At 45.2% G+C, this 23,835-nt stretch carries 21 protein-coding genes; 4 read left to right on the top strand and 17 right to left on the bottom strand.

Going from position 1 to position 23,835, the window contains the following annotated elements; all coding sequences use genetic code 11:
- Positions 1 to 94 precede the first annotated feature (94 nt).
- The 5 genes from EDD67_RS11365 to EDD67_RS11345 all read right to left on the bottom strand — a co-directional run bounded on the left by EDD67_RS11365 (position 95) and on the right by EDD67_RS11345 (position 5,203).
- The gene (locus tag EDD67_RS11365; protein WP_121440120.1) at positions 95 to 1,504 is read right to left on the bottom strand and encodes a HAMP domain-containing sensor histidine kinase; all 1,410 of its coding nucleotides are present in this window, start codon (positions 1,502 to 1,504) and stop codon (positions 95 to 97) included.
- Complete coding sequence (locus EDD67_RS11360) at positions 1,497 to 2,195, bottom strand: response regulator transcription factor (RefSeq protein ID WP_277872130.1); 699 nt, start codon at positions 2,193 to 2,195, stop codon at positions 1,497 to 1,499. The genes EDD67_RS11365 and EDD67_RS11360 overlap by 8 nt, the downstream gene beginning before the upstream one ends.
- A 252-nt stretch (positions 2,196 to 2,447) precedes the next feature.
- Complete coding sequence (locus EDD67_RS11355) at positions 2,448 to 2,630, bottom strand: hypothetical protein (RefSeq protein ID WP_121440119.1); 183 nt, start codon at positions 2,628 to 2,630, stop codon at positions 2,448 to 2,450.
- A gap of 256 nt (positions 2,631 to 2,886) precedes the next feature.
- Positions 2,887 to 4,389 carry an amidase family protein gene (locus tag EDD67_RS11350; protein WP_121440117.1) on the bottom strand — a complete coding sequence of 501 codons (1,503 nt, stop codon included), beginning with the start codon at positions 4,387 to 4,389 and terminating at the stop codon, positions 2,887 to 2,889.
- Between the two features lie 73 nt (positions 4,390 to 4,462).
- Positions 4,463 to 5,203, bottom strand: coding sequence for a GTP pyrophosphokinase (locus EDD67_RS11345; RefSeq protein ID WP_121440116.1), 741 nt, complete (start codon positions 5,201 to 5,203; stop codon positions 4,463 to 4,465).
- A gap of 390 nt (positions 5,204 to 5,593) precedes the next feature.
- On the opposite strand from EDD67_RS11345, the gene EDD67_RS11340 reads away from it, so the two are divergent.
- A complete protein-coding gene (locus EDD67_RS11340) occupies positions 5,594 to 6,481 on the top strand; it encodes a diacylglycerol/lipid kinase family protein (RefSeq protein WP_121440115.1) in 888 nt (295 codons plus the stop codon).
- Positions 6,482 to 6,846: 365 nt separating this feature from the next.
- Here the strand turns inward: EDD67_RS11340 and EDD67_RS11335 are convergent, their stop codons facing one another.
- Positions 6,847 to 7,797, bottom strand: a complete 951-nt coding sequence (locus tag EDD67_RS11335; RefSeq protein WP_121440114.1) for an alpha/beta fold hydrolase — start codon at positions 7,795 to 7,797, stop codon at positions 6,847 to 6,849.
- Between the two features lie 247 nt (positions 7,798 to 8,044).
- Between EDD67_RS11335 and EDD67_RS11330 the strand changes: the two genes are divergently transcribed.
- Positions 8,045 to 8,266, top strand: coding sequence for a hypothetical protein (locus EDD67_RS11330; RefSeq protein ID WP_123875841.1), 222 nt, complete (start codon positions 8,045 to 8,047; stop codon positions 8,264 to 8,266).
- A 298-nt stretch (positions 8,267 to 8,564) separates the two neighbouring features.
- Here the strand turns inward: EDD67_RS11330 and EDD67_RS14120 are convergent, their stop codons facing one another.
- Both EDD67_RS14120 and EDD67_RS11325 read right to left on the bottom strand, forming a co-directional pair.
- The gene (locus EDD67_RS14120) at positions 8,565 to 8,846 is read right to left on the bottom strand and encodes a LysM peptidoglycan-binding domain-containing protein (protein ID WP_242006033.1); all 282 of its coding nucleotides are present in this window, start codon (positions 8,844 to 8,846) and stop codon (positions 8,565 to 8,567) included.
- A 7-nt stretch (positions 8,847 to 8,853) separates the two neighbouring features.
- Positions 8,854 to 9,633 (bottom strand): polysaccharide deacetylase family protein, encoded by a 780-nt coding sequence (locus EDD67_RS11325; RefSeq protein WP_242006039.1) that lies wholly within the window; start codon positions 9,631 to 9,633, stop codon positions 8,854 to 8,856.
- Positions 9,634 to 10,064: 431 nt separating this feature from the next.
- On the opposite strand from EDD67_RS11325, the gene EDD67_RS11315 reads away from it, so the two are divergent.
- The gene (locus EDD67_RS11315) at positions 10,065 to 11,261 is read left to right on the top strand and encodes a DUF418 domain-containing protein (RefSeq protein WP_158638224.1); all 1,197 of its coding nucleotides are present in this window, start codon (positions 10,065 to 10,067) and stop codon (positions 11,259 to 11,261) included.
- Between the two features lie 138 nt (positions 11,262 to 11,399).
- Here EDD67_RS11315 and EDD67_RS11310 read toward each other — a convergent pair whose 3' ends face one another.
- A complete protein-coding gene (locus EDD67_RS11310; protein ID WP_121440111.1) occupies positions 11,400 to 11,903 on the bottom strand; it encodes a ferritin in 504 nt (167 codons plus the stop codon).
- 334 nt (positions 11,904 to 12,237) lie between these two features.
- On the opposite strand from EDD67_RS11310, the gene EDD67_RS11305 reads away from it, so the two are divergent.
- Positions 12,238 to 13,449 carry a TsoY family (seleno)protein gene (locus EDD67_RS11305; protein ID WP_121440110.1) on the top strand — a complete coding sequence of 404 codons (1,212 nt, stop codon included), beginning with the start codon at positions 12,238 to 12,240 and terminating at the stop codon, positions 13,447 to 13,449.
- Between the two features lie 54 nt (positions 13,450 to 13,503).
- Here the strand turns inward: EDD67_RS11305 and EDD67_RS11300 are convergent, their stop codons facing one another.
- The 8 genes from EDD67_RS11300 to EDD67_RS11265 form a co-directional block, all read right to left on the bottom strand.
- On the bottom strand, positions 13,504 to 14,829 hold the full coding sequence (locus tag EDD67_RS11300; RefSeq protein WP_121440109.1) for an APC family permease: 1,326 nt from the start codon (positions 14,827 to 14,829) through the stop codon (positions 13,504 to 13,506).
- A 14-nt stretch (positions 14,830 to 14,843) separates the two neighbouring features.
- Positions 14,844 to 16,538 (bottom strand): FAD-dependent oxidoreductase, encoded by a 1,695-nt coding sequence (locus EDD67_RS11295; protein WP_121440108.1) that lies wholly within the window; start codon positions 16,536 to 16,538, stop codon positions 14,844 to 14,846.
- A gap of 40 nt (positions 16,539 to 16,578) precedes the next feature.
- Positions 16,579 to 17,889 carry a YeeE/YedE family protein gene (locus EDD67_RS11290; protein ID WP_199739611.1) on the bottom strand — a complete coding sequence of 437 codons (1,311 nt, stop codon included), beginning with the start codon at positions 17,887 to 17,889 and terminating at the stop codon, positions 16,579 to 16,581.
- Between the two features lie 555 nt (positions 17,890 to 18,444).
- A complete protein-coding gene (locus EDD67_RS11285) occupies positions 18,445 to 18,798 on the bottom strand; it encodes a (Fe-S)-binding protein (protein ID WP_307723708.1) in 354 nt (117 codons plus the stop codon).
- 65 nt (positions 18,799 to 18,863) lie between these two features.
- Positions 18,864 to 20,882, bottom strand: coding sequence for a DUF1365 family protein (locus tag EDD67_RS11280; protein WP_121440107.1), 2,019 nt, complete (start codon positions 20,880 to 20,882; stop codon positions 18,864 to 18,866).
- Positions 20,879 to 22,165 carry an NAD(P)/FAD-dependent oxidoreductase gene (locus EDD67_RS11275; protein ID WP_121440106.1) on the bottom strand — a complete coding sequence of 429 codons (1,287 nt, stop codon included), beginning with the start codon at positions 22,163 to 22,165 and terminating at the stop codon, positions 20,879 to 20,881. The genes EDD67_RS11280 and EDD67_RS11275 overlap by 4 nt, the downstream gene beginning before the upstream one ends.
- 55 nt (positions 22,166 to 22,220) lie before the next feature.
- Positions 22,221 to 23,279: an SAM-dependent methyltransferase gene (locus EDD67_RS11270; RefSeq protein ID WP_121440105.1), complete on the bottom strand. Its 1,059-nt coding sequence runs from the start codon at positions 23,277 to 23,279 to the stop codon at positions 22,221 to 22,223.
- A gap of 213 nt (positions 23,280 to 23,492) precedes the next feature.
- Entirely contained in the window at positions 23,493 to 23,828 is a 336-nt protein-coding gene (locus EDD67_RS11265) for a nucleoside triphosphate pyrophosphohydrolase (RefSeq protein ID WP_121440104.1), read from the bottom strand.
- Between the last annotated feature and the right edge of the window lie 7 nt (positions 23,829 to 23,835).

Below are 23,835 nucleotides of genomic sequence, written 5' to 3'. Positions count from 1 at the left end.
AATATTGTCGATGTCATATGCGACAAATAATATCGTAACAAGCATGTATGAACGGAATGTTAACAGTTGTCATTTGAAGCGTTTAGTTATGTGATCACGTTATTTCATCGGCTTTTGGCAAATTGAATGAAAATACTGTCCCGCTTCCCTCCACGCTTTCGACTCGAATCTCGCAACCGTGCAAATCAATAATTGATTTAACAATCGATAGACCAATACCTGTTCCGCTTTTATTCGTTCGTGACCGATCGGCTTTGCTAAACCGTTCCCAAATATAGGGCATATCTTCCTCGGCAATGCCTTGACCGTTATCGGCAATCGTTACAGTCAGTTCGTCGGTATGTTCCTCGATGCTCACAAGAACTTCAGATTTTTTTGGGGAAAACTGAATCGCATTTTGCAGCAAATTTATTAGCACCTGTTCGATTTTATCGCGGTCCGCTTCTGCATAGAACTCCGTCGTTTTAGGTTCGATTATGATTCTCATCGATTTTTTATTCAGCTGCGGTTCGAGTTTCGTGACAATTTCTTGCAACTGCTTCGTTAAGTTGTAAGGTTCAATCAAAAGTTCAACTTGTCCGTTTTCAAGCTTGCTCATATCCAGCGTGTCATTCACGAGTTTGATCACTCGATCTGTCTCGTCTTTCATAAGAGTATAATAATGTTCACGCTTCTCATTAGGAATCGTTCCATCAAGAAGCGCGACTAAAAAGCCTTTCAACGAAGTCAGCGGTGACCGCAGATCATGAGAGACATTAGCAATAAAATCTTTTCTCATTTCTTCAAGACCGTTCAATTCTGCGGCCATATAGTTAAATGTTTCTCCTAGCTGGCCGACTTCATCTTGTGAAGAGACTTTGACAGTTTGCGAAAAATCCCCTTTTGCCAATTTGAGGGCAATCTCATTCATATCTCGCAGCGGAGCGGTAATTTTTCGTGAAATAAGAAACAGGATTCCTCCGGCAAATGCAATCGTAACTGTGAAGGGAAGCAAAATCATCGCCCCCATTTGATAATACTGATGGTCTAAATCATGAAAAACCATCGCTGTTACAAATGTTTCACCACCGGTTTCTTGCACGTTCAATTTGTCTGCGATGACATAGCTTAAGCTTCCGTTTAAACGCGTCCCTGCTGACACGGGGTTACCTTGGGCGGCGGTTCTGATGTATTGCTGATCCAAGTCATCAATATTTGTACGTGAACTCTCCGGGGTAAAAAGCGGTGAACCGTTATCATCATAAATAATAATGCTGTAATCACGATGACTAAGGCTTGTTTCCAGCAAGGCGCCGGTTTCCTCATCCGTCCAATTGTTGTCCAAAGCATATTCAAGGTTTTCTTCGAGCTGTTCAGAATGATAAACATACAACTCTTCATAATCTTCATATAAGTTCAGATGGAACATATAAATAAAAACGATACCGAACAAAAGAAAAGATAAAAAAATGATTAAGGCGTAACTAAAAAATAATTTAGAAAAGATCGTTTTTGTATTAATCATGTTGTTTTTCCTCAAATCTGTATCCAATCCCCCGGACTGTTGTTACAAACCAGTCTGCACCGTTCTTCAGGAGTTTATCTCTTATTCTCTTAATATGAACATCGACCGTTCTCGGATCTCCTTCAAATGCATAGCCCCAAACATTATCCAACAGCTGTTGCCTGGAAAAAACTTGGCTCGGATAAGAGGCAAAATAATAGAGAAGTTCGATTTCTCTTCGCGGCATTAATATATCACGGTCATTGATTAACACTTTAAATTCTTTAAGATTGATCTGAAGGTTCGAAAAGGTCAACACTTCTTCCTGTCCATGCAATAATCCAGTTCTGCGCAGCACGGCTTTGACACGGGCCATCAGTTCATTCGGATCAAACGGCTTCACGATATAATCATCTGCACCTAGATCAAGACCTTTAACAATATCATAACTTTCCCCTTTTCCTGTCAGCATGAGGATCGGCACATGCGAATCTTCAAGCCTGATCGCACGGCAAACTTCCCACCCATCAATCTCCGGAAGCATCAAATCAAGGATGATACAGTCAGGAGAATGCTCATAAAACATCTCCAAACCGATCTCACCGTCATGTGCAGTAATCGGTTCAAACCCTGCTTTATTGAGATACATTTCGATTAGTTCAGTAATGTTAGGATCATCTTCGACGGTTAATATTTTTATCGAATTGCTCATAACTTCTCTCCTTTCAAACAATCGACTTCTTGATAGATCATACGTCAACGTCACAATTTTCACATATGAATATGAACAGAATGTTAACAACTGAGTATTCGCTTATTTTATAAATTGCTATTCCCAGTGAAATTCAATAAAAAAGTCAGTACAAGCAGCATAACTCTACTGGTACTGACTGAATCTCGTTAAACATTCTAATGCTCTGATTTAATCTGAAATATTCATCGTTTGCTAATAGATCGCTTCCCGTCAGGTTGACTCCGGGTTTTCCCGCTCTCCTTTCGCTGTCACCTTGTCAAACAGCCATTTAAACAAAGTAGCGAAGATCGCCACACCGATCGTTCCGGCAAACGGATGCTCAAATGACGCGACGACGAGGTGCCAAAAGGTCAAGCCGACGAGCATACCTAAAAAGAATTTCAAATATTGCACTATTTCGTTTCCTCCTTCTTTTCACGTTCTATCGTTCACAATCCACCGACCAACTCGCTGTCCAAATATCGAGTTGATGCTCCGTGATTGTTCCGTCATTTGCCAAGCATTCCTGTTTAGCTGCTGTGTAGCCGCTGTAACTAAAATAACTGCTTTTACCTAATACCGTTATGGCCATAAGTGCAATTAAACCATTTCTGACCGATTTTCTTTTCACATGACCCCCACCTTTCTCTTCGTGGTTTTGCCGTCATGTTCACAGCTGCATAAACGGATTGTTATGGACATCCACCCATTGGTCCGAGGCTTCAAGCGCGCCGGCAAGTTGAACCAGCAAGTCTTCTTTGCCGCGGGCAGCGATAAACTGCACGCCGACCGGGATTTGTTCTGCGGTTTGATAGACGGGCACGCTCATCGCCGGCTGGCCGGTCAGGTTAGCGAGCTGAGTAAACGGCGTTCGTTTCAGGCTTTCTTCGATAAGTTGGTCGATCATGCCGGTTTTTAGCAACGCTTTTCCCGCGCCAAGCTTCGTAACGAGCTGGATGAGCCGTTCTTCGCCGTTCGATCTCGAAAGTTCGCCGATTTTTGCCGGCATCATCGCGGCAGTCGGGGTGAGATAAAGATCGTATGTTTCGTGAAACGCCTCCATCTGCATCGCGGCTTCATCCCACGCCGCCAGATCTGTAACGAATTTTTCTGCCGAGATTGCCCGGCCCAGTGTGCCCAGAAGCATCGTTACCGGCTCGACATCGGCTGTTGTCATTTTCCGCCCCAACGACGTCTCAAGCGCTGTAAGTTTTGCTGCTACTTCGCCGAAATACAGCGACATATAACTGGCGGCAATCCGCTTCCCGTCGACGGACGCCGCTTTTTCTTCGACGTGATGGCCGTTTTCTTCCAACCACTTGACCGTTTGCAGCACCGCATCGCGGCACGGTTCATCGACGTGCGCGCCGATCGGCGAGGCAGTCGAAAAAGCGATTTTCAACCGTTTTTTTAGCGGCTTTTTAAGCACCTCGGTGTATGATTGATCATTAGCGGGGGCGTGAAAAGCGCGCGTCTTTTCAGCGACATTCAATACGTCTAAACAAAGCGCGCTGTCACGGACGGATTTCGTCACGACGTGCTCGGATGCTGCCCCTTGCCAGACGCGGCCGCGCCCCGGCCCTGTCGGTGTCCGGCCGCGCGTCGGCTTCAAACCGAACAAGCCGCAATAGGCTGCCGGAATCCGGATCGATCCGCCGCCGTCATTCGCACCGGCAATCGGCACCATCCCTGAAGCGACGGCTGCGGCAGCGCCGCCGCTTGAGCCGCCGGGGGTGACGGTAAGATCCCAGGGATTTTTCGCCGGTCCGTATAAAGCCGGTTCCGTCACGCCCATCAGGGCAAACTCGGGGACGTTGGTAAATCCGAGCATCGCTGTCCCGGCTTGTTTGAGCTGTTTCGTGAACAGCGCATCTTCTTTTGCCCGATTATGCTTTAGGGCACGCGAGCCTTCTGTCATCTTCTCGCCCGCGATTTCTTGCGTTACGCTTTTTAACAGCATCGGCACGCCCGCAAGCGCCTGATCGGCTGTGTTGTCATCCGAATCGTTGAGCGCCTTCTGATAACAGCGTTCAACGACTGCGTTCAGCGCGGGATTCACGCCTTCAATCCGCGTTATTGCGGCAAACAGCAATTCCTGCTTCGTCACTTCTTTGTTGCGGATCAGCTCCGCTAACGCCGTCGCATCAAACTTCTCGTAAGGTAATCCCTCCATTGTGACCGCTCCCTTCCGTTTTTTTAGGCGCGATTGAAGCTTTTTCCCCGCACTCGGTCTGAATCAAGACCATCTACTCGTCCGATGGTTTACGTCTCGCCATTGACAAGAGCCGCTCCAGCGTTTCTTCTGGCAAATCAAACGGTTCTTCTTCAGCGGGTTGGACAGATCGATCTTTTTTATGCAATTCTTGATGAATCCGCTCCATTTTTTTATCTAAGGCGTCGACGGCTTCCGCGGCGCTCGTCAGTTCGGCGATTAACTCTTTCGGCGCTTCTTCTTCATACTTATAATAAATTTTATGCTCCAAGCTCGCCCAAAAATCCATCGCAATCGTCCGAATCTGCACCTCGACGTACGGATATTCAACGTGATCGGACATAAATACCGGCACCCGCACAATCATGTGCAGACTTTGATAGCCGTTTGGTTTCGGCTTCTCAATGTAATCTTTCTCATCGACAAGTTCAATATCCTGCTGACTTAACAGCATGTTACGAATTTCGTAAATGTCCGAGCGAAATGAGCAGGTGATCCGGATCCCGGCAATGTCGCGGATTTCCTCGCGGATTACCGCCGTTTTCACCGGCAGATTTTTTCGCCTGACTTTTTTTATAATGCTCTCAGGCGACTTGAGCCGTGATTTTGTATGCTCTATCGGGCTGTAATCATGAGCAACTTCGAACTCTTCTTGCAGGATATCGATTTTTGTGACCATTTCTTCTAGGACAAACCGGTACGCCATAAAAAACCTTGTCATTTTCATCTGCACGTCCCGCAGCTCACTCAGCTCGATGTACGGTTGATCTGCCATACGTCCTCTGCCTCCTTCGTCGTTATAAAAACTGCGTTTTCTCTACGGACGATGCCGCGGGAAAGATTCACATTTGACCGACAAACTTTATTGCTGATTATTGTATAATGTTCTCTTTCATTCTATCAGTTTTTTCCTTTCAGACGTCACGTCGATTTGATTTATTCCCGACGAGCGGAAAGATACTGACAAAGGTTGGAAGAACGATTATACTATAGAAAAACAGCAAACAGCCTATTTTTATACAATTAGGGGGGACGCTGAATTGGATACAGTGGCGATTGCCGGTATGGTGATATTAATTATCTTCAGCGGCATACTGGGAACGGCGTTTTATTTTTTATATTATAAAGACCGGCTGTAAAAAACTAAAAAAGGCAGGCGGGGCGTATGTATGGCTTGATCGTCAATACAGCTGCGGGCGGCGGGAAAGGGCGGCGCATGTGGCGAAAAATCGAACAGGAACTGCAAAAACAGGGGCTACCTTGTCTCGTGGCGTTCACTGCTAAACCGGCCGATGCGACTAAGCTGGCTGCGATGCTTGTTGAAAATGGAGCGGAGACGATCGTTATCATCGGCGGCGATGGCACGGTCAGTGAGGCAGCCGAAGCTCTCGTATTCACCGGTGTGCCGCTTGGCATTATCCCTGCCGGCTCCGGCAACGATTTTGCCCGTTCGCAAGGGATCCCCAAGCAGGCTGATGCAGCGCTTAAGATCGTTTTAGCGGGAAACGAGCGTACGATCGACGTGCTGCAAATCGCCGAGCGGTACGGGCTAACCGTCGCGGGGATCGGCATCGACGCGCAAGTGGCGCAAACCGTCAATGAAACCGGGTATAAACAATGGTTCAACGCCGTTCGGCTCGGCCGGCTGACATATTTTGCCTGCGTGTTTCAGGCGTTAAAAACGTTTCGACCTGCAGAAGTAACCGTCACGATTGACGGGGAAAAACAGCGATTTTCCCACGCTTGGCTGATTGCTGTCGCCAATTCACCGACCTACGGGGGCAACATTCCGATCTGCCCCGAGGCGATATGCGATGACGGGCGGCTTGACGTTTGTCTGCTCCAAAGCAAGACGGCCGGTCCGCTCCTGCGTTTATTGCCGAAGATTGTCCGCGGCAAGCACGCAGCGAACGATCATATTCATTTTTTCAGCGGGACGCACGCCGTCATCGAGGCTGATCCGCCGCTTCGCGTGCAAAGTGACGGCGAATATATTTGCGAAACACCCGTTCAAGTGAACATTATCAAAAACGCTCTGACGGTCATCTCCTGACAGTGAGAGCTTAGTTTAAAAAAGTACAGACGGAAAATTCCGTCTGCAGAAAGTGTAGACAAAGTCATGACACCGATAAATATCATATTAAAACGTACGGATGACGGTGCATCACCCGGCTTTGAAGCAATTGTATTGATCATAAAGGTAGCCATGCACCCACTTCCTCCGACGCCTCCGGGAAAGCAAGAGACGAAGATCCGGATTCGGCGGTATCAGGCCGCCGAATCCTAGCTGAGTCCTTGCCCGGGGCAAGCGGAGGTTAGTGGCTGCGTGGCTTACGTCTAAATAATAGTTTTGCCACAGTCAGTGCAGACGGAAAATTCCGTCTGCACTGACTGTTTACTGATATGGTTTTTTAACTGTTACTGTGTCTCGCTAACCCATTCTTGGATCTTTTCTGCAATTGCTTCCGGCTGATCAAGATGAATATAGTGCCCTCCGTCAAACACCTCGCTCTTTCCCCCGGCATCCTCGGCAAATGATTGAATGAAGCTTGCACCATCCTCGTTTTCACTCGCAATTGCGGCGTAAAAAGGCGTCTCCGGAAGACCCGTCCCGCTGACGGTCTCGACGTTTTCCGTTAACTTCTCCGCTTCATTGGCCATATTTGTTGTCTGCACACGGCGGAGAAATAGAGTTCTTGCCACTTCTGCATCAGCTTCTGTCAATAAGCCTTTCTCCATCGCATGGAAATTCTCGTCAAACACCTCCGGCTGCTGACGCATCAAACCCGAGCGGGCAAGAAACGTGGTAACGTTAGACATTGACGGGGCTTCCCCTTTCTCTTCGTAATACGACGGTACTAAAGGATCGAGCCCAATCACTCCGTTCACTTCCTCCGGATAACTTTGCGCCCAGTGAATAGCCTCGATACTGCCCATTGAATGGCCCGCGATCACAAAAGGGCCTTCTTCGCCTGCCTCAAGCAAGGCTGTTCTTGTCTCGTCAACAACCGCTTCAATGTCTCTGTCATGATCTGACACGTCGCTCCAGCCGTAGCCGTAACGTTCGACGATCACCGTTCGGTAATCGTCTTTAAGTTCGTTTGTAAGCGTCTGAAAATCATACACCGGAGAAGGTGTCCCGAATCCGGCTAAAAAGACGATCGTTTCTTCGCCGTCTCCTTCAGAATAGACATGCATCGTATGACCGTCATTATAAACATCGACCAGTTCACCGGGCGCAGGATACGCCTCTTTCTCTTCCGCTACCGCATCCCGGTGCTCAAAGTAGCTTCCGCCGACGACAAAAGCTGCAGCCGCTATGACCAACAGAGGAATCACAATTAAACTCCATTTAAACACTTTTTTCATAAGAAATCCCCGCCTTTCTGATTACAAAGTAACAATCGTTCTAAGTTAAGCTTACATGATTATGGATCTTTTGTTGCAAATAATTGTGAAAGTTATTTAACAAGTCATCGGCACACCTGTCTAAAGGCTGATAAAAGATGTCACTAACGATTGCAAACGCAGCAGCTTAACGGCCGCCGTTACCTAGAGTTTTACTGCACAAAAAAACAGCGTATATTTTTACGCTGTTTAGAGTGTTGACAAAGTCATGACATCGTTAGATGTCCTATTAAAAGGAACGGATGACGACGCATCGTCCGGCTTCTTTCACCTGAAGGTATCACTGCGACATCGGCTCAAAAAGACTTCGCCGTGTCTTACTAGTCCGCGGGCGAGCGCCGAGCCGCTTCGGGCTTATGCCCTGCAGGGTATCGTCTATCTCGCTATCCCGCAGGAGAAAGCCGGGATGCTGGGTCATCCTCTTTTTTGAAGCGAGTGTATTGATAAAAAAAGAAGCCATGCATCCACTCCTCCGACGCCTCCGGGAAAGCAAGAGACGAAGATCCGGATTCGGCGGTCCGAGGCCGCCGAATCCTAGCTGAGTCCTTGCCCGGGGCAAGCGGAGAGTAGTGGCTGCGTGGCTTACGTCAAAATAATAATTCGTCTACAATCTGAAACAGCGTATATTTTTACGCTGTTTTTTAAACGGGGATCATAACAAGCAAAGGCTATTGATCACTCTACAGCACTTGTAAAATCCTCGAGCGTCGAATGAATATATTGCTTTGTTATTTCGGAATTTTCAGTACTTGACCGATCCGAATCACATTAATGTTGCTTATATTATTGGCAGACGTGATCTTCTGTACGCTTGTATTGTAGCGTCTCGCGATCGCGTAAAGCGTATCGCCGGATTTCACCGTGTAATTAGCGGTCGAAGGTGAAGGCGACGGGGACGGTGATGCAGTTGCATCTTTTTTCAATTTCAGCACTTGGCCGACTTGGATCAAATTCGGATTGCTGATTTTATTCAGCGAGACAAGCTGACTGACCGTCGTCTTGTTTTTCAAAGCAATACTATAAAAATGTATCTCCCGTCTTCACGGTGTAGGTCCCGGAAGAAGTTGCCGGAGGCTTTTCGGCGGGCGCAGATGAAGGTTTAAGGTTCAACAGCTCAGAGACGGTAACAAACTTGTAGCCTTTCGCTTTCAGCTTCTTAACCATTTCCGGAAGTACTGCCGGAGTCCCTGAAGCACCGGCGCCAGTATGCATCAGGACGATCGATCCGGGCGTAATATTGTTAACAACTTTATTGACAATCTGTGTTTTGGAAACACCTTTCCAATCGACGGTGTCAATATTCCATTGAATCGTATGGGTATAACCGGCCGCCCCGACCCCGGCAAGTACACTGTTATTCGAAACCCCGTACGGCGCCCGGAAAATCGGCTTCGTTGATTTACCGGTTACTTTTTTCGCTAGCGCTTCGGTTTTATCCAATTCGCTTTTCATCTGTGATGCCGTCAGTTTCGTGAAGTAAGGATGAGTATAGGAACGGTTGGCGATTTGGTGGCCTTGATCGGTAATTCTTTTGATATTTGCGGGATGGTGCTTCATACCGGTTCCGGTAAGAAAAAACGTTGCCTTGACCTTATGTTCCTGAAGCGTATTCAAAATCTTGTTAATGTTCGTTCCGTCAGCACCGTCATCAAATGTCAACGCGACGACCTTCTCATTCGTATTTCCTTTAGTAACAAACTGAGAACTTGCAGCATCTGCACTATCCGGAAAAAAAGACAAGGCTGCAACAAACAACAGAATCAGGGTCAGTGAAAGCTTAAGACACTTCTTAACCATTTGCCTCACTCTTTCTTTGTTTTTATGCCGCAAGTTCCAGCATATATACAAAAGGACGCTTGTCGTCAATTATATATACCTTAATATTAATCTTTATGTTCCAATATTACCAGTTTATTTCCATCTATTTATGCAGATTGTTCGATTGGACGTCTTAAAATAAGTAGATGTGCAGTTCTCATAGAGAGATTGACAGAAAAACGCTGCGAAAACCGGACTGCTAAAGCTGGTCGGCACCGATCTGTATAAGCAAATGACCATTCGTAACGTGAATACGGTCAGGAAGATTTACCGTCTCATGCAAGAAATCGAAGCGGCGAATAATTGAACAGCTGACATGAAGCATAGTACTTTTCACCAGCTTCATGTAGTATAATTATTGTCCAAAACACGTTACAATGGTGGCAACTAATAAAAAGGGGCGTTCGATTATGGATCCATCGAAACGCATCGATTTGCTTGATATTTTAAGAGGATTCGCCTTAATCGGAATTTTTATTGTCAATATCCATTTAATGCGGGGACCGGATGCGCTGAAAATTTCTTACGGATTCGCGCCCGCTTATGACGGCTCGCCCCAACTTCTCAGTCTCGTCACGACCGTATTTTTTGAAGGCGCCTTCATCTCTTTATTCACGTTTTTATTTGGTGTCGGCTTCGGGATGTTTATGCGAAATGCGAAACAAAAACAGCTGCTTGCTTTCCCGCTGTTTCGCCGCAGAATGAGCGGCTTATTAATCTTCGGTCTTATCCACCTCGTTTTTCTCTGGCTCGGTGATATTCTCACACTTTATGCGATCAGCGGTTTTCTTCTATTGCTATTTTACCGCCGAAGCGTCCGCTCATTGTTCATAACGGGCACCGCGCTTCTTGCCGCGTTTATTCTGCTGCTCTTTTCCCGCCTGGCTGTTTCTGATTCCATCTTATTTGATATAAAACAAACAGGTGCACAACAAATATCTCAATCCCCCGCTGTCTACGAGACTGCGCCTTCAGTCGAATGGCTCGTTTTCCGTCTCATTTACGAAGTGCCTGACATTGTGCTGAGCAACGTCTTTTTAATCCCGTTCGCGCTCGGAATGTTTTTAATCGGTCTTGCTTTTGATCGTGCCGGCGTCTTCACGAATATCAGTCAATTTATCCCTAAACTTAAACGTTTATTCGTCTTTTCACTGCTGATAAGCATTCCGTTAATGATTGTCTTAGGGGTCGTCTATACCGGAGTTCTCTCTCTCGAATACTTCCATGGGCATCTCGTTGATTCGTTGTCCAGAACGGCCGGAATTCCACTCGCCTTTGTTTATTTATCCGGGATCATACTGTTGTTTCATTACCGGCGCCTGCCTGATTTATTCAATCAGCTGTTGTCGAGTTTCGGACGGATGGCGCTGACAAATTATTTAGGTCAAACCGTTCTCGCCCTCGGCATCCTTTATACGTTCGACTTATATAATGACATCAGTTACGGCCGCTCGCTTCTGCTTGTTTTCGGTATTCTCCTCTTTCAAATCGGCTTCAGCCGTGTTTGGCTGAAGCGCTTTCAACAAGGTCCGCTCGAAGGCATATGGCGGTCCTTCACCTACCGAAAACCGCGCCCTGATGCATCTTCCGCTCGTGAAAATGAATAAAAAATCCTCCTCCACGTAACGTCCGGTGGAGGAGGATGTCGGTTCTATTTGTCTGCTTATTCGATCACTTTATCGAGCACAATTAATGCCCTTTTGGATGAAAATTTTCAGATGTGTTCAGCTTCCCTCGCGCTCCGGCTATTCTTGCGGCGTAAAGCTTCGCTGCGCCAACTCAATATCGAGCATTTCAAGCGCATGGCTGTCTGATTTCATCCGTTTAATCCGCTGGATCAATGTATCAAACGAGGCCTCTTCTTCTACTTGTTCATCAATAAACCAATTTAAAAACGTCATCACTGCGTGTTCCCGCTCATCCATTGCGAGATCAGCCAAATCATAAATTCGTTTCGTCACCTCGCGTTCATGCTCCAGTGAATCTTCGAATGTCTGCAAGATCGATTCGAACGTATTGCTCGGCTCCGGCATACTTTGAATCACAGCCCGTTCGCCCATATCGTTAATAAAATTATAAAACTTCATCGCATGAAACCGTTCTTCCTCTGCCTGAACGAGATAAAAATTCGCAAATCCGTCCAAGCTCTCTCCGGAACAATAGGCTGCGGTTGCTAAGTAAACATGAGCTGAATAAAACTCATAATTCATCTGATCGTTTAAGGCTTGCGTTAACTTTTCGCTTAACATTATTTACGGCCTCCTCGTTTGTTTAAATCTGTGCAACAGGTCGCTAAGATCATCCAATGCAGACGTCTTTGCACCTGTTACATTTCAGTGTAACATGACAACGCCGCTCTGACATTATTCGCTGCAGCGTTTCAGCACTTCTTGAAGCGGAATTCGCTGAATTTTCCGCCGGCTTACCCGATGCTGACGAAATAGATCACAATCAAAAGGTTTTTTTCACTATTTCCATATACCCCGCCCCCTATTTTCCGAAAAAGGGTTTACAGCATTTTTGGCAGATGGTAAGATACTAACTATCAGATACCCGAAGGGGTATAAAAAGGAGAAATGATTTATGAATCAAACGTATCATCCACTTTACTTTCTTGCCGCATTGGGTAACGGAGGTTTAGCTGTCTCATTTTTTATGTACTTAATGTTTATGGTTCCGCATCCGGATACACCGATGGTGACATTCAATCACATTTATCCTTATGTCACAGCTGGAAATATGTTTGTTCAAGTCTCAATTATCACCGCCCTCCTCGGCCTGGTTTTCTTTACAATTCGTCACTTCCAGAAGCTGTTTTGGAATTTGAGTCAATGGAAAGCTTTTAAACAGACAGACGCTTATAAAAAAATGATTGGAACGAACGGTGAAGTAAGTTTTATGGCTGTTCCGCTTACATTGTCTATGACCGTTAACGTTTTGTTTGTTCTCGGAGCTGTATTTATTCCAAATTTATGGTCAGTCATTGATGTGTTGCTGCCATTCTCTCTTGCAGCATTTGCCGCTATCGCCTATTATGCGTTAGTGTTATTTATCCCAATGATGACTAGATTTTTCACTGAAAAATCGTTTAATCCGGATGCAAATAATAACTTCAGCCAGCTTTTATCCGTTTTCGCTTTCACAATGATTGCTGTTGGTCTTGCTGCTCCAGCTGCTATGAGTTCGATTCCTTTTGTATATGTTACTGCCATGCTGATGTCAATTTTGCTATTCACGCTGGCTGCTGGCTTACTCGTTATCCAGGGAACATTAGCGATTGAATCCATCTTTAAGAATGGTCTTGCTAAGGAAGGCAGCCCGACTGTCTGGATGATTATTCCGATCTTAACATTAGCAGGTATTACTTTTGTCCGTCTCGCATCCGGTGTTTCACATAACATACTGGATACAAACCCAAGTGCTGTCATGATGTTTATTGTTCTCGCGGTATTTCTAACCGCGCAAACCGTTTCCGGACTTTTCGGCTATTCTGTTTTAACGAAAAACGGCTATTTTAGTGAATTTGTTAATGGTGAAGGGAAAAGCCCGGCTAGTTACGGTCTTATTTGTCCAGGGGTCGCCTATTTTGTGTTAGGTATGTTCTTTATTCAGTGGGGGCTTGTCAATCCGGGCATAGTCGACAAGTTTTCAGCGGTTTACTTCGCTGTCATGATCCCGTTTATTGCTGTTCAGTTTAAGACGATCGCTGTCCTCGTAAAACTAAACCGAAAGCATTTTGCTCATTCCTCTCTACAAAACAGTGCGGATTATTCCGGGCAAGCGGCCCGTTCTTAACCTTAAGTGAAAAAAATGCCGCCAGGCTTTAAGCTTGGCGGCATTGAATAATTTTTAAGCGAAACGGACATACTTTTTGAAATAAAAATAACCGGCGATCGCCCAGATAATCATGAAGATCATCGATGGCGTGCTTAACTGCCCTGGAGAACCGGGAACCAGCAGCAAAAGCATAAAGCCGATGCTGATGACAGCGCCTGTGATCGAGAGATACTTTTCACGCATCCCTGAAGCCTTTTTGACACCGATATAACATGTGTAAAAATAAGCGATCGCAGCGAGCAGAGAGGCCATATCCACAATATAGATAATCACTTCCCGTCCAATCCAAGGAGCAATCAAGCTGATAGCTGTGACAAATTTAATGCTGTCAGCATAAACACCATTCTTGTTTTTTTCTTTGAAACGCTCTGGAAACATGCCGTAAGAAGTAATGGCCGCCAACAGTTTGCTGCTTCCTATCATAAATCCGTTGATTCCTCCGGAAATCGCTGTCGTCAGAGCTATGACGAGCAAAAGGAACATAACCATTCCGATGTTATCGACCACCGCTGTTCCAAGCGCCCAATCTTGTTCAACCGCAGCTTGAGCTCCATAAGCAATAGACGTTACGATGTTTAACATATTGTAAATGATAACACCGGCAATGATCGAAATAATTGCCAGCCTTGTCGCTTTTTCAGGTTTAAAATTCATATCGGCAGCGACCTGCGGAATAACGTCAAATCCGACAAACAGGAAAGGAATAATGGCGAGAATTTTCGCTACTTCGCTGAAGCTGAACGTATAATCGGCGATGTAGTTGTTAACAAAAATTGTCTGGTCTGTATTGCCTGAAAAGATCATCGAGATAAAGACAATCACAATATTGATCATCAATAACAGAACCATAGTATTTTGCACGCGGGCGCTTTGTTTCAGCCCTTGAATGTTCACAAAAGCGAAAGTCAATATCACGCCGCTCGCAATCAAAACTTCAGATAAATAAATCGGATAGCCAGAGATTTCATACAAATAGACAAGTTCAAGGGATGATCCGAATAAAATTTTAAGCACGAGGACAAATGCCGTTGCATTAAGAGGAACGATACTTAAATAACAAAGCATTAATGCCCAACCGGCTGTAAACCCGTGGGCTTTCCCCATCGCCTTATACGTATAGGTAAATTCTCCGCCCTCGATGCCGTGATGTTTCATCATAATGTGATAACCCTGCTGGATAAAGATGACGGCCAGCCCGCCGAGAGCGAGACCGATAGCCGTATTGATCACACCGGCTTCCTGGAGAAACTTCACTCCCGGGAGAGTGAAGGAACCCCAGCCGATGATCGAACCTAATACGATGCTCAAAATATCCAGCCGGTTCAGTTTTTTAGTCATGGTGTGTGTATCCTTTAATTAAAATTGTATTCAGTGACGATTTTTTCTCGACCTGTAATCTGATCATTGTAGTATTCATGCTGGCATATCCCGAGATAAGAACCGGACATATTGTATACGTTGTGATAGCCTTTATTCTGCAAGGCCATACAGAAGTTATAGCTTCTTTGACCTGAGCGGCAATGAACGTAAACAGGCTGATCTGTTGGAATCTCGTCAAGACGCTCTCTAAATTCGCTCAGCGGAATGTTAACGGCGTTGATTAAGTGACCGTTCTCGTATTCATCTTTTTCTCTCGCATCAATGATAAAGGCATCGTTTTCTACCAGTTCTCTTACTTCAGGAACGGTAACTTGTTTGTAAACCCCGTTCAGCAGGTTCAAACCGACAAGCGCAGCAAAGTTGACGACGTCTTTGGCCGTGCCGTACAAGACGGAATAACACAACTCGAGTTCTTTTAAGTCTTCGAGGGTTGCGTCTTTAGTGATCATAGCCGCGATGATATCGATGCGTTTATCGACATTTCCTTTACCGATTGCCTGCGCACCGAGGATTTTCCCTGTCGGCACTTCATAGAGAAGCTTAAAATGAAGCGGATTACTTTCTGGCATCAGTCCGACTTTATCGGCTGGGATAATATAGACGAAATCATATTGAATCCCCGTGTCTTTCGCGCATTTTTCGTTCACACCGGTGGAAGCTGCATTTAAGTCAAATACTTGAATGACAGAAGAACCGATCACGCCGGTATTTTGATGCGGAAGGTTGTACATATGGCCGGCAGCAGCCCGTGCCTGCCTTTGTGCAGGTCCTGCTAATGGAAGCTTCATTCTCTGACGTGTCTGACGGTGATAGACTTCGATCGCATCGCCGACAGCGTAAATATTCTCGTCGTTCGTTTGATAATTATGATCCACTTTAATCGCGCCTGTTTCACCAAGCTCAAGACCCGCTTGCTTTGCCAAGCCGGTTTCCGGTGCTACACCGACAGCCATAACAACAGCTTTGGCAGGCACTTTTTTACCGGCCTTAAGCTCTACCGTATCTTCATCAATCTTGACAATCGCATCGTTCAAAATCAGGTTAACTCCCTGATCATGCAGTTCCTTATGCAGCAACTGGGCCATATCAACGTCAAACGGCGCCATAACCTGATTTTGTGCTTCGATCAAGGACACGTCTTTGCCGGCATGCTTAAGGTTTTCCACCACTTCGATGCCGATATAGCCGGCGCCGACGACAGCAATATCTTTTACGTCTTCATTTTGCAAATAGTTTTGCAGTTTACGAATATCGGCGACATTTCTGACCGTGAATACGTGAGGACTGTCAATCCCTTCAACAGGCGGCATGATCGGTTTCGCACCTGGAGACAGGAACAGCTTGTCATACGCTTCTGTATATTCCTCACCGTTTGCATGATTTTTTACTGTAACGGTTTTTTCCTCACGGTTAATCTTCATCACTTCACTGTTTGTTCTCGCATCAATGTTATATTGTTTTGCGAACTTATCCGGGTTCATCAGCACCAAATCTTCACTGTTTTCAACGATACCGCTTAAATGAAAAGGAAGCGCGCAATTTGAAAAGGAAACGTGAGGCCCTTTTTCAAACATAGTGATTTCTGCTGATTCATCCAATCTTCTTGCTCTTGCTGCCACAGAAGCTCCTCCGGCAACGCCTCCAACGACTAATACTCGATTACTCATAATTAATATCCTCCTTGTGTTTAAACGCTCGATTCTCTTGTTACTTCTTTAGGTATCTGTTTGGCGGAATAATGTTAATTTTACCTTCAAACAGCTTTAAGCCTGCGATCCCTCCAAGAATGAGCGCGATCATGAACACCCAGCCGGATAGGGAATGATTGCTGATAGCTGCAAACAATCCGCCGATATTGCAGCCGGAAGCAAGCCGAGCACCAAAACCCATAAGCAGTCCGCCCAGGCTGTAAATCACGACATCTCTTAGTTTGAACTGATAGTTTAATTTAAATTTCGCTGCTAATAACAGCGCCAGCGCAGAACCTAAAATAATCCCGATGTTTCTTAAGGTTCCGTTGTGATTCAAGAGCCCGTTTTCAATCGTCTCCATGTCACCCGAGAAAGCCGGAGAGGTCAGGTCGAGACCAACGGCGTTCATCATCGCCACGCTCCAAGTCTGAAACGGAGTTGTCACGCCCCAGCTAGATCCGGTCGTGTTAATAATAAAAATAAACATTACTGCGAGCAGGACCCCGCCGGTGACATAGCTCCATTGCTTGACGAAAAACTGATGGTACGTCTTTAAACTGAACAGCTTAAATTCCGCCCCCTTCGCTGCAGGCAGTTCGTTTTGCAGCGGGGCGCCATCGATGAAATGTCCTTCTCTGCGGCGAAAAGCCTCGTATTTTGCAGCAATCGTATAAAAGCCGATAAGAAGAAGCAGCGATGCGAGGACGCTTCCTGCATAACCGAACAGATCGGGTAAATAAACGGTCGTGCCGGCACTGCCGATCGATGTTTCGAGCAATTCATAGCGTGCAAAGGCTCCCGGCGCACTCCCCAATACAAAGAAGAAGAGCACAATGACAGCCCTGACGGCGCCTTCACCTAAATCGGTTAACGTCCCTGAAGCACATCCTCCTGCCATAATCATCCCAGTACCGAAAATAAAACCGCCGAGGATCAAGGCAAGATTAATCGCTTTGACAGAGCCTGATCCCGGGATGATATCCGCTGAAGCCGCAGCTCTAAAAGCCGGTTCGGCACCATCAGCAGCAGCACCCCAGTGAATGCCGGCTGTGGCGACGATCGTAATCGCAAACATGATGAGCAAAGCTTTCGAAAGACTGCTGTCTCCCGTGACATAAATTCGTTTGACACCGCCGGCAAATCCAAAAATCGAACGGGTTAATATATAACCAAGTGCGACACCGGTGACGAGAAATAACGACAGGGTGTTGCTTGTTGAGCTCAAAAGCACACCGAAAAATGCAATGAACAGAATAAGAGTGAATCCGAGCAACGGTTGTTTCATGCTTATCGGTTTACTGCCTAAACTTCCGCTTAATGTTTCCATAATTAATATTCCTTTCAGACACGTATTTGTGAAATGCATCACGTTAAAGAGCCTAGCACGGATGTGATCATTTTCACAATGAAGGCTCCTGCAATAGATCCAAAGAATCAAAAATGATGGATTTCAAAATAAATGCATAATTTTAAATAGTCGCACTTTATTGTCTCGATACCTTAATAACAGGGTTATAAAGATTCATGATTGGAATGACAAGAATTTATCACCTTATTTTTACTTTGTAATAAAACTTAAGTAGCGGTTATTAGGTTCAGTACAATATGAGAGCAATGTGAAAGGATTTTACCGGGGAAATTGCTTTACAAAGAATTCACTTATTTTACACGCAAACATCACATAATTGCAGGTAACCACGCCCTTTTTCTCTATATAATGTCATCTTCATGGATAAAAGTGTCAGAAATACCTTGAGCTCATCGGCGAAAATAAACGTGCCTAATCTCTGATGCATGAAATAAACACATCGGAGATTAGGCACCGTTTTGAAATGTCCCGCGATTTTTTTCTGCCTATCGGGTTAACAACATAAATCGATCATCATTGACTCTTCGCTTTCGCTCCGGCTTCGATCAAGAGTTCGACTAAATGCACGGCGCGTGAGCCGTCGCTCATTTTTTCCGCCCCGTATTTCATTTGCAGCAGGCAGCCGGGATTCGTCGTCACGATCGTCTTCGCGGATGTCGCGTTGACATCGGTCATTTTTCTGTCCAAGATTTTCATCGATTCCTCGTATTGCACGAGGTTGTAGATCCCGGCGGAGCCGCAGCAAAAGTCGGGATCAGCTAATTCCTCCAGCTCGTCTCCGGGAATACTTTGAATCAGCCGGCGCGGTTCGTGAATGACGCGCTGCACGTTCGTCATATGCTTACCGGACAAACCTTGACATAGCAATGTTTCAGCATCCTCAAACCATAAAAAAGCACTGTAAGAACATTCCTTACAGTGCCGGCTTCCGCTTATTCTTCATTCGGCCGTAAAAACACAAGCTGATAATTGCTGACTTGGTTTGATAAAAACCCGGCCTCGCTATAGCATAAATAATACTCCCACATACGCATGAATCGGTTATCAAAGCCTAACTCTTTGATTTCTTCAGCTTTATTGAAAAAGCGGGTACGCCATTCTTGCAGCGTGTAAGCATAATCAATCCCGATGTTATCAATATTGTTCACTAAAAACGACGAATCTTTTTTCATCGCCTGAGTCATGGCTGTTAAGGATGGAAGCATACCGCCGGGAAAAATATAGGCTTGAATCCAATCGGTTTTGCTGCGGTACGTATCATAAAATTGATCGGCAATCGAAATTACTTGCATCACCAACTTGCCATTCGGTTTTAACAGCCGGTCGCACGTACTAAAGAACTTGCCGTAGTTTTCGTGGCCGACAGCTTCAAACATTTCAATCGAAACAATCTTATCGTAGCTGCCGCCGATATTACGGTAGTCACAGAACTCAAAGGTGATCTTATCTGATACCCCTTCTTTTTCTGCTCGGGCTTGGGCGTATTTTAACTGCTCTTCCGATAAGGTCACCGAGGTGACGGTGCAGCCGGTCGTTTTAACCGCTTCAATGGCTAGACTTCCCCACCCGGAACCAATTTCGAGTACATGATCTGCTGCTGTGATCTCGGCTTTTTGAATGACCGCCTGGAGCTTGTTTTTCTGCGCCTGCTCCAAGGTGTCTGTTTTATCATGGTAAATTCCGCCGGAATACGTCATGCTTTCATCTAAAAAAGTTTCAAAAAAATCGTTGCTCAAATCATAGTGAGCTTTAATATTTTTTCGGCTTCCTGATAAGTTATTTCGGCGCAGAAAGTGGCGCAGGCGTACGGAAGCGTCTATCAGCCATTTTCGTTTCACATGCGCGTAGTTTAAATATTTGCGATTCAATAAGAACAAGCGAAATACACTCGTCAGATCCGGCGAAGACCAATCGCCATCCATATATGACTCCCCTAAACCGATATCCCCGCCCTTAATCACTTTTGTAATAAAGGCAAAATCGTGGACATTAAGCTCAGCTGTGAAACTCGAATGGTGATCACCAAACGTCTTCACACTTTTATCCGGAAATTCGATCTTTAACCCCCCCACCTTCAGACGCTCTAAATAACGAAACAGCAATCTCATGCGAAAGGACAAAAATACAGACGGCTTGGCCGTTGAGAAGGTCAGCTCACTTGACGGTTTTGGTTTCATATGAAGCGTCATTCCTTTCAAAAAATAAAGTTTCGCGGCTTGCCACAAGATTTGCGGCATCGCAATCGTCGCTGTAAAAGGGATCTTAAACATGCTGGTAAATAATGTTTTGTCTGTAAAAGGCAGAGCATTGACGTCTAAGTTTGTCGTTAATACGGGAGCATCTTCCCGGTGCAAATGGATATGAATCTGAACAGCATCTTTTAAATCGGTCAGCTGAAAGCGGTAATAACCTTCCATATTGTTAAACGGCGAGACATGAAATGCCTTGTTCTCTTTAAACCTCATGTTCGGTTCATATGTGATTTCAGCATGATCCCGCTCTATGAGTCTGATCGAGTTTTCTAATTGATTGTTGTTGTCAAGAAAATACAAATGCTTTTCGCTAAATGTATTGCTCACTTCGACAACGATACAAAGAAGTTCGCCAACGTTATCGTAACAATAGAAGAAACTTACAGGGTTAAATATATAATTGAAAAACCGCGGCATCGTCAACAAGCGCACCGTTGCGATCTTATCAGCATACGGCTTATCCGCCTCTGTCAAACAGCGCTGCAATTTCTCCTGAATCGTGCCTTGCCCAAGCAGGTAATCTTTGTCATGGATCGAAAGCAGATTGAAGCTGTTATAACTGAATAATGTCGTTTCTTGATCCAAGCCGGGCAGCTGCCCCAAATCAACCGATATGAAATAAATCGGATATTTAAATTCGTGTGTGACAGGACGAATCCTCGCGTGCATCATCTCCCCTTTGTAAAGGTTTGCGATCATAAGTCCAACCCCATTTTTCTCGCAACTTCAACACCGGATCTTACTCCGTCTTCATGAAAGCCGTAACCGAAGTAACTTCCGCAAAAATAAGTGTTGTTTTTCCCGTTTAATTTCGGCAGCTCCTCTTGCGAACGGATAGCTTCAGCGGTGTAAACCGGATGGCGATAACGGATTTCTTTGATCACCTTTTCAGGGGAGATTGCTTCTGCTCCGTTTAGAGTGACACAGTAGTCATGCGCCGTCTTCAATCCTTGCAAAAGATTCATATAGTACGAGACAGATACCGGTTTAGCGTCCGGCGCAGAAGCCTGATGATCGCGAACATAATTCCACGAAGCCCAAGCTCGCCGTAAAGACGGCAGCACCGATGTATCTGTATGCAAAATTGTATGATTTTCCGAATACGACCATGTTTCTAACCACTTTTTCTCCTCGGCTGTCGCATCAGCTAAAAGGTTCAGGCTTTGGTCGGCATGCGCGGCAAGGATAACGTCATCGAATAACTGTTCACTTCCATCTGCCATCCGCAAAATAACGTGCTCTTCGTTTCTGCGGACGTTCTCAATCTCCGCTTGTAAATGGATCTGACCGTTAAACTGTTGCCGAAAAGCATGAACATACGCATGACTTCCGCCGATAACCGTTTGCCATTGCGGGATGTCCTTAAAAGAAAGCAAGCCGTGATTTTTAAAAAAGCGAACAAAGCTTTGCGCCGGATAGTCTAAAATATCTCTGTTAGAAGACGACCAAATCGCTCCGCCCATCGGGATTAAAAAGCGGTTTTTTCCTTGTTCATTGATGCCGATTTTTTCAATGTATTCGCCGAGAGTCTCTCCTTGAAAACGATCATGCTCCAAATCGAATAAAGCTTGCTTGCTGAACTTCTTGATCCCTGAAAGCATTTTATAAAAAGACGGGCTCAGCAAATTTTTTCGTTGCGCAAACAGACTGTTTAAGTTGGTTCCTTTATATTGAAAACCATCGCGCTTGTCAAAATAGCTAAATGACATCTCACTCTTTCTTGTAGAAACGTTCAACTGATCCAGGAACTGATTAAATAAAGGGTAAGTGCGATCGTTTAAGACGATAAATCCGGTATCAACAGGCGTCCCTTGATCAGGTCCATCCGGAATCACGATCGTGTTCGTATGGCCGCCCAGATAATCATTTTTCTCAAATAAGTGCACCTCATATTTCCGCTGCAAAATATGAGAAGCGACGATCCCGGAAACTCCGGCTCCGATCACAGCAATTTTGCGTTGGCTTGGTCGTTGTTCATTCATTTGCAAGGCTCCTATTCTGTCAAACTGTTAACACCGAAACGATTCGGCAAGTCTTTTAACGTTCCAGTTGTCTTTTCGAAAACCGATAGTGTCCGACGTACCACTCATTTCCGTTATTCGTGGCAAACAGCTCTGAACAAGCGATGAAAAATATTCGCCAAAACACCCACCAACGTTCTCCTTCTTCTTCACCGTAGACCTCGCGGAAAATCGGAAGAATTGTATCTTTTTGCTGATCCATTTTTTGCAGCCAAGCTTCGCACGTTTTATGGTAATGAAGACCGCTTACAGCCCAATGCTTCTCAATCGCTAGATCGTCTGCAAAATAAAGCGGCAAATGGGCACTCGGCATCATCCCGCCGGTAAAGAAATACTTTGCCATCCAATCGCCGCTGCTTTTAACTTCAAACAAGTAAGGCGTTCGTTTGTGGCAGAAAATATGAATAAACAGCTTTCCGTCTGGGTTGAGGAAACTGGCGACCTTCTGCATAAGAAGCTGATAGTTTTGCATATGTTCAAACATTTCAACCGAAACAACCCGGTCAAAACGGTCAGTCGTCGTGTAATCATTTATATCAGCAGTGACAACGGTGAGGTTAGTCAATTGTTGTTCAGCCGCCTGTTGATCGATGTAAGTTTTTTGCGAGGATGAATTCGATAACACGGTAATCTTACTGTCTGGGAACTGACGAGCCATATACAAGGACAGCGATCCCCAGCCGCAGCCCAATTCCAAAATAGATTGTCCATTCTGCAAATCGGCCCGCTCACAAGTGAGTGCAAGCATATCCTCTTCAGCTTTATTAAGCCCCTCACTGTAACTTAAAGATGTTATATCGTCGTGCCAATAACTGCAGCTGTACTTCAAATGAGTACCAAGGACTTTTTCAAAAAAATGAGCGGGGACTTCGTAATGCTGCTCATTAGCGTCCTCAGTATGTACAGCAATCGGCTTTTCTTTTAAATCTTTAATAAATGAGTCAATATACGCTTGTTCCTCTTCAACGGTCGAAAAGGATTGTTTTTGCAAGCGGGTCTTGAGTAAACGGCGAACCGCAAATCGCAACGTCGTATCAGGTACAAGATTCTTTTCTAAAATCGGTTCATACCACATTTTGCCGGTCCCCTTTGTTAATTATTTGTTAAACTTTATTATAATAGTTGGATACCCATTTTGGAAATTTCAAAACTGGTAAAGCGTTAACAACGATAATCGTTTATCATATAGAACAAACAACGGCGGCAGTTAAAAATTTCAACTGCCGCCGCTGTTTATGCTTATAAGACTAAGATCTTTAACAACCGTGCTAAACTTCAGCAAAAGGATTTATTCGTAGGTGGAATCGATTACCATGTCTAAAATGATTCGATTTGTAAAACCGCCGCGCTCCGCATATTTAGCCGCTTTCGCCTTTTGAACATCAGCCGTATCTAACTGATAGACTGCTGCCAATCCATCAATCACTTCTAAAATGTCGGCTAATTCATCCGCTGTCGGGTTTTCTTTGAACTCTTTGAACTCTTCAAGCAACTTTGCAGCTAACTTTTCTTTCATCTCTTCGTCATCAGCCACGTGCGTAAGTGCGTACTTATCGGTTTTATTAATCATTTCGGGGATTTTATCGCGCACTAATTTATCATATATTTCTTTATCTTCGCTCATTGCCGTC

Origin of the sequence: Salisediminibacterium halotolerans (assembly GCF_003814815.1) — a bacterium.
Classification (GTDB): domain Bacteria; phylum Bacillota; class Bacilli; order Bacillales; family Salisediminibacteriaceae; genus Salisediminibacterium; species Salisediminibacterium halotolerans.
Note: the sequence above shows the minus strand (reverse complement) of the source record. Positions and strands in the feature narration are given on the sequence as shown.

Excerpts from the sequence above, each read along its gene's own strand:
- EDD67_RS11300 (WP_121440109.1), bottom strand. The coding sequence starts at position 14,829 with ATGACTAAAAAACTGAACCGGCTGGATATTTTGAGCATCGTATTAGGT.
- EDD67_RS11290 (WP_199739611.1), bottom strand. The coding sequence starts at position 17,889 with ATGGAAACATTAAGCGGAAGTTTAGGCAGTAAACCGATAAGCATGAAA.
- EDD67_RS11280 (WP_121440107.1), bottom strand. The coding sequence starts at position 20,882 with ATGATCGCAAACCTTTACAAAGGGGAGATGATGCACGCGAGGATTCGT.
- EDD67_RS11310 (WP_121440111.1), bottom strand. The coding sequence starts at position 11,903 with ATGTTAAGCGAAAAGTTAACGCAAGCCTTAAACGATCAGATGAATTAT.
- EDD67_RS11325 (WP_242006039.1), bottom strand. The coding sequence starts at position 9,633 with ATGGTTAAGAAGTGTCTTAAGCTTTCACTGACCCTGATTCTGTTGTTT.
- EDD67_RS11265 (WP_121440104.1), bottom strand. The coding sequence starts at position 23,828 with ATGAGCGAAGATAAAGAAATATATGATAAATTAGTGCGCGATAAAATC.
- EDD67_RS11340 (WP_121440115.1), top strand. The coding sequence starts at position 5,594 with ATGTATGGCTTGATCGTCAATACAGCTGCGGGCGGCGGGAAAGGGCGG.
- EDD67_RS11360 (WP_277872130.1), bottom strand. The coding sequence starts at position 2,195 with ATGAGCAATTCGATAAAAATATTAACCGTCGAAGATGATCCTAACATT.
- EDD67_RS11315 (WP_158638224.1), top strand. The coding sequence starts at position 10,065 with ATGGATCCATCGAAACGCATCGATTTGCTTGATATTTTAAGAGGATTC.
- EDD67_RS11270 (WP_121440105.1), bottom strand. The coding sequence starts at position 23,279 with ATGTGGTATGAACCGATTTTAGAAAAGAATCTTGTACCTGATACGACG.
- EDD67_RS11345 (WP_121440116.1), bottom strand. The coding sequence starts at position 5,203 with ATGGCAGATCAACCGTACATCGAGCTGAGTGAGCTGCGGGACGTGCAG.
- EDD67_RS11365 (WP_121440120.1), bottom strand. The coding sequence starts at position 1,504 with ATGATTAATACAAAAACGATCTTTTCTAAATTATTTTTTAGTTACGCC.
- EDD67_RS11350 (WP_121440117.1), bottom strand. The coding sequence starts at position 4,389 with ATGGAGGGATTACCTTACGAGAAGTTTGATGCGACGGCGTTAGCGGAG.
- EDD67_RS11275 (WP_121440106.1), bottom strand. The coding sequence starts at position 22,165 with ATGAATGAACAACGACCAAGCCAACGCAAAATTGCTGTGATCGGAGCC.
- EDD67_RS11305 (WP_121440110.1), top strand. The coding sequence starts at position 12,238 with ATGAATCAAACGTATCATCCACTTTACTTTCTTGCCGCATTGGGTAAC.
- EDD67_RS11330 (WP_123875841.1), top strand. The coding sequence starts at position 8,045 with ATGACATCGTTAGATGTCCTATTAAAAGGAACGGATGACGACGCATCG.
- EDD67_RS11335 (WP_121440114.1), bottom strand. The coding sequence starts at position 7,797 with ATGAAAAAAGTGTTTAAATGGAGTTTAATTGTGATTCCTCTGTTGGTC.
- EDD67_RS11295 (WP_121440108.1), bottom strand. The coding sequence starts at position 16,538 with ATGAGTAATCGAGTATTAGTCGTTGGAGGCGTTGCCGGAGGAGCTTCT.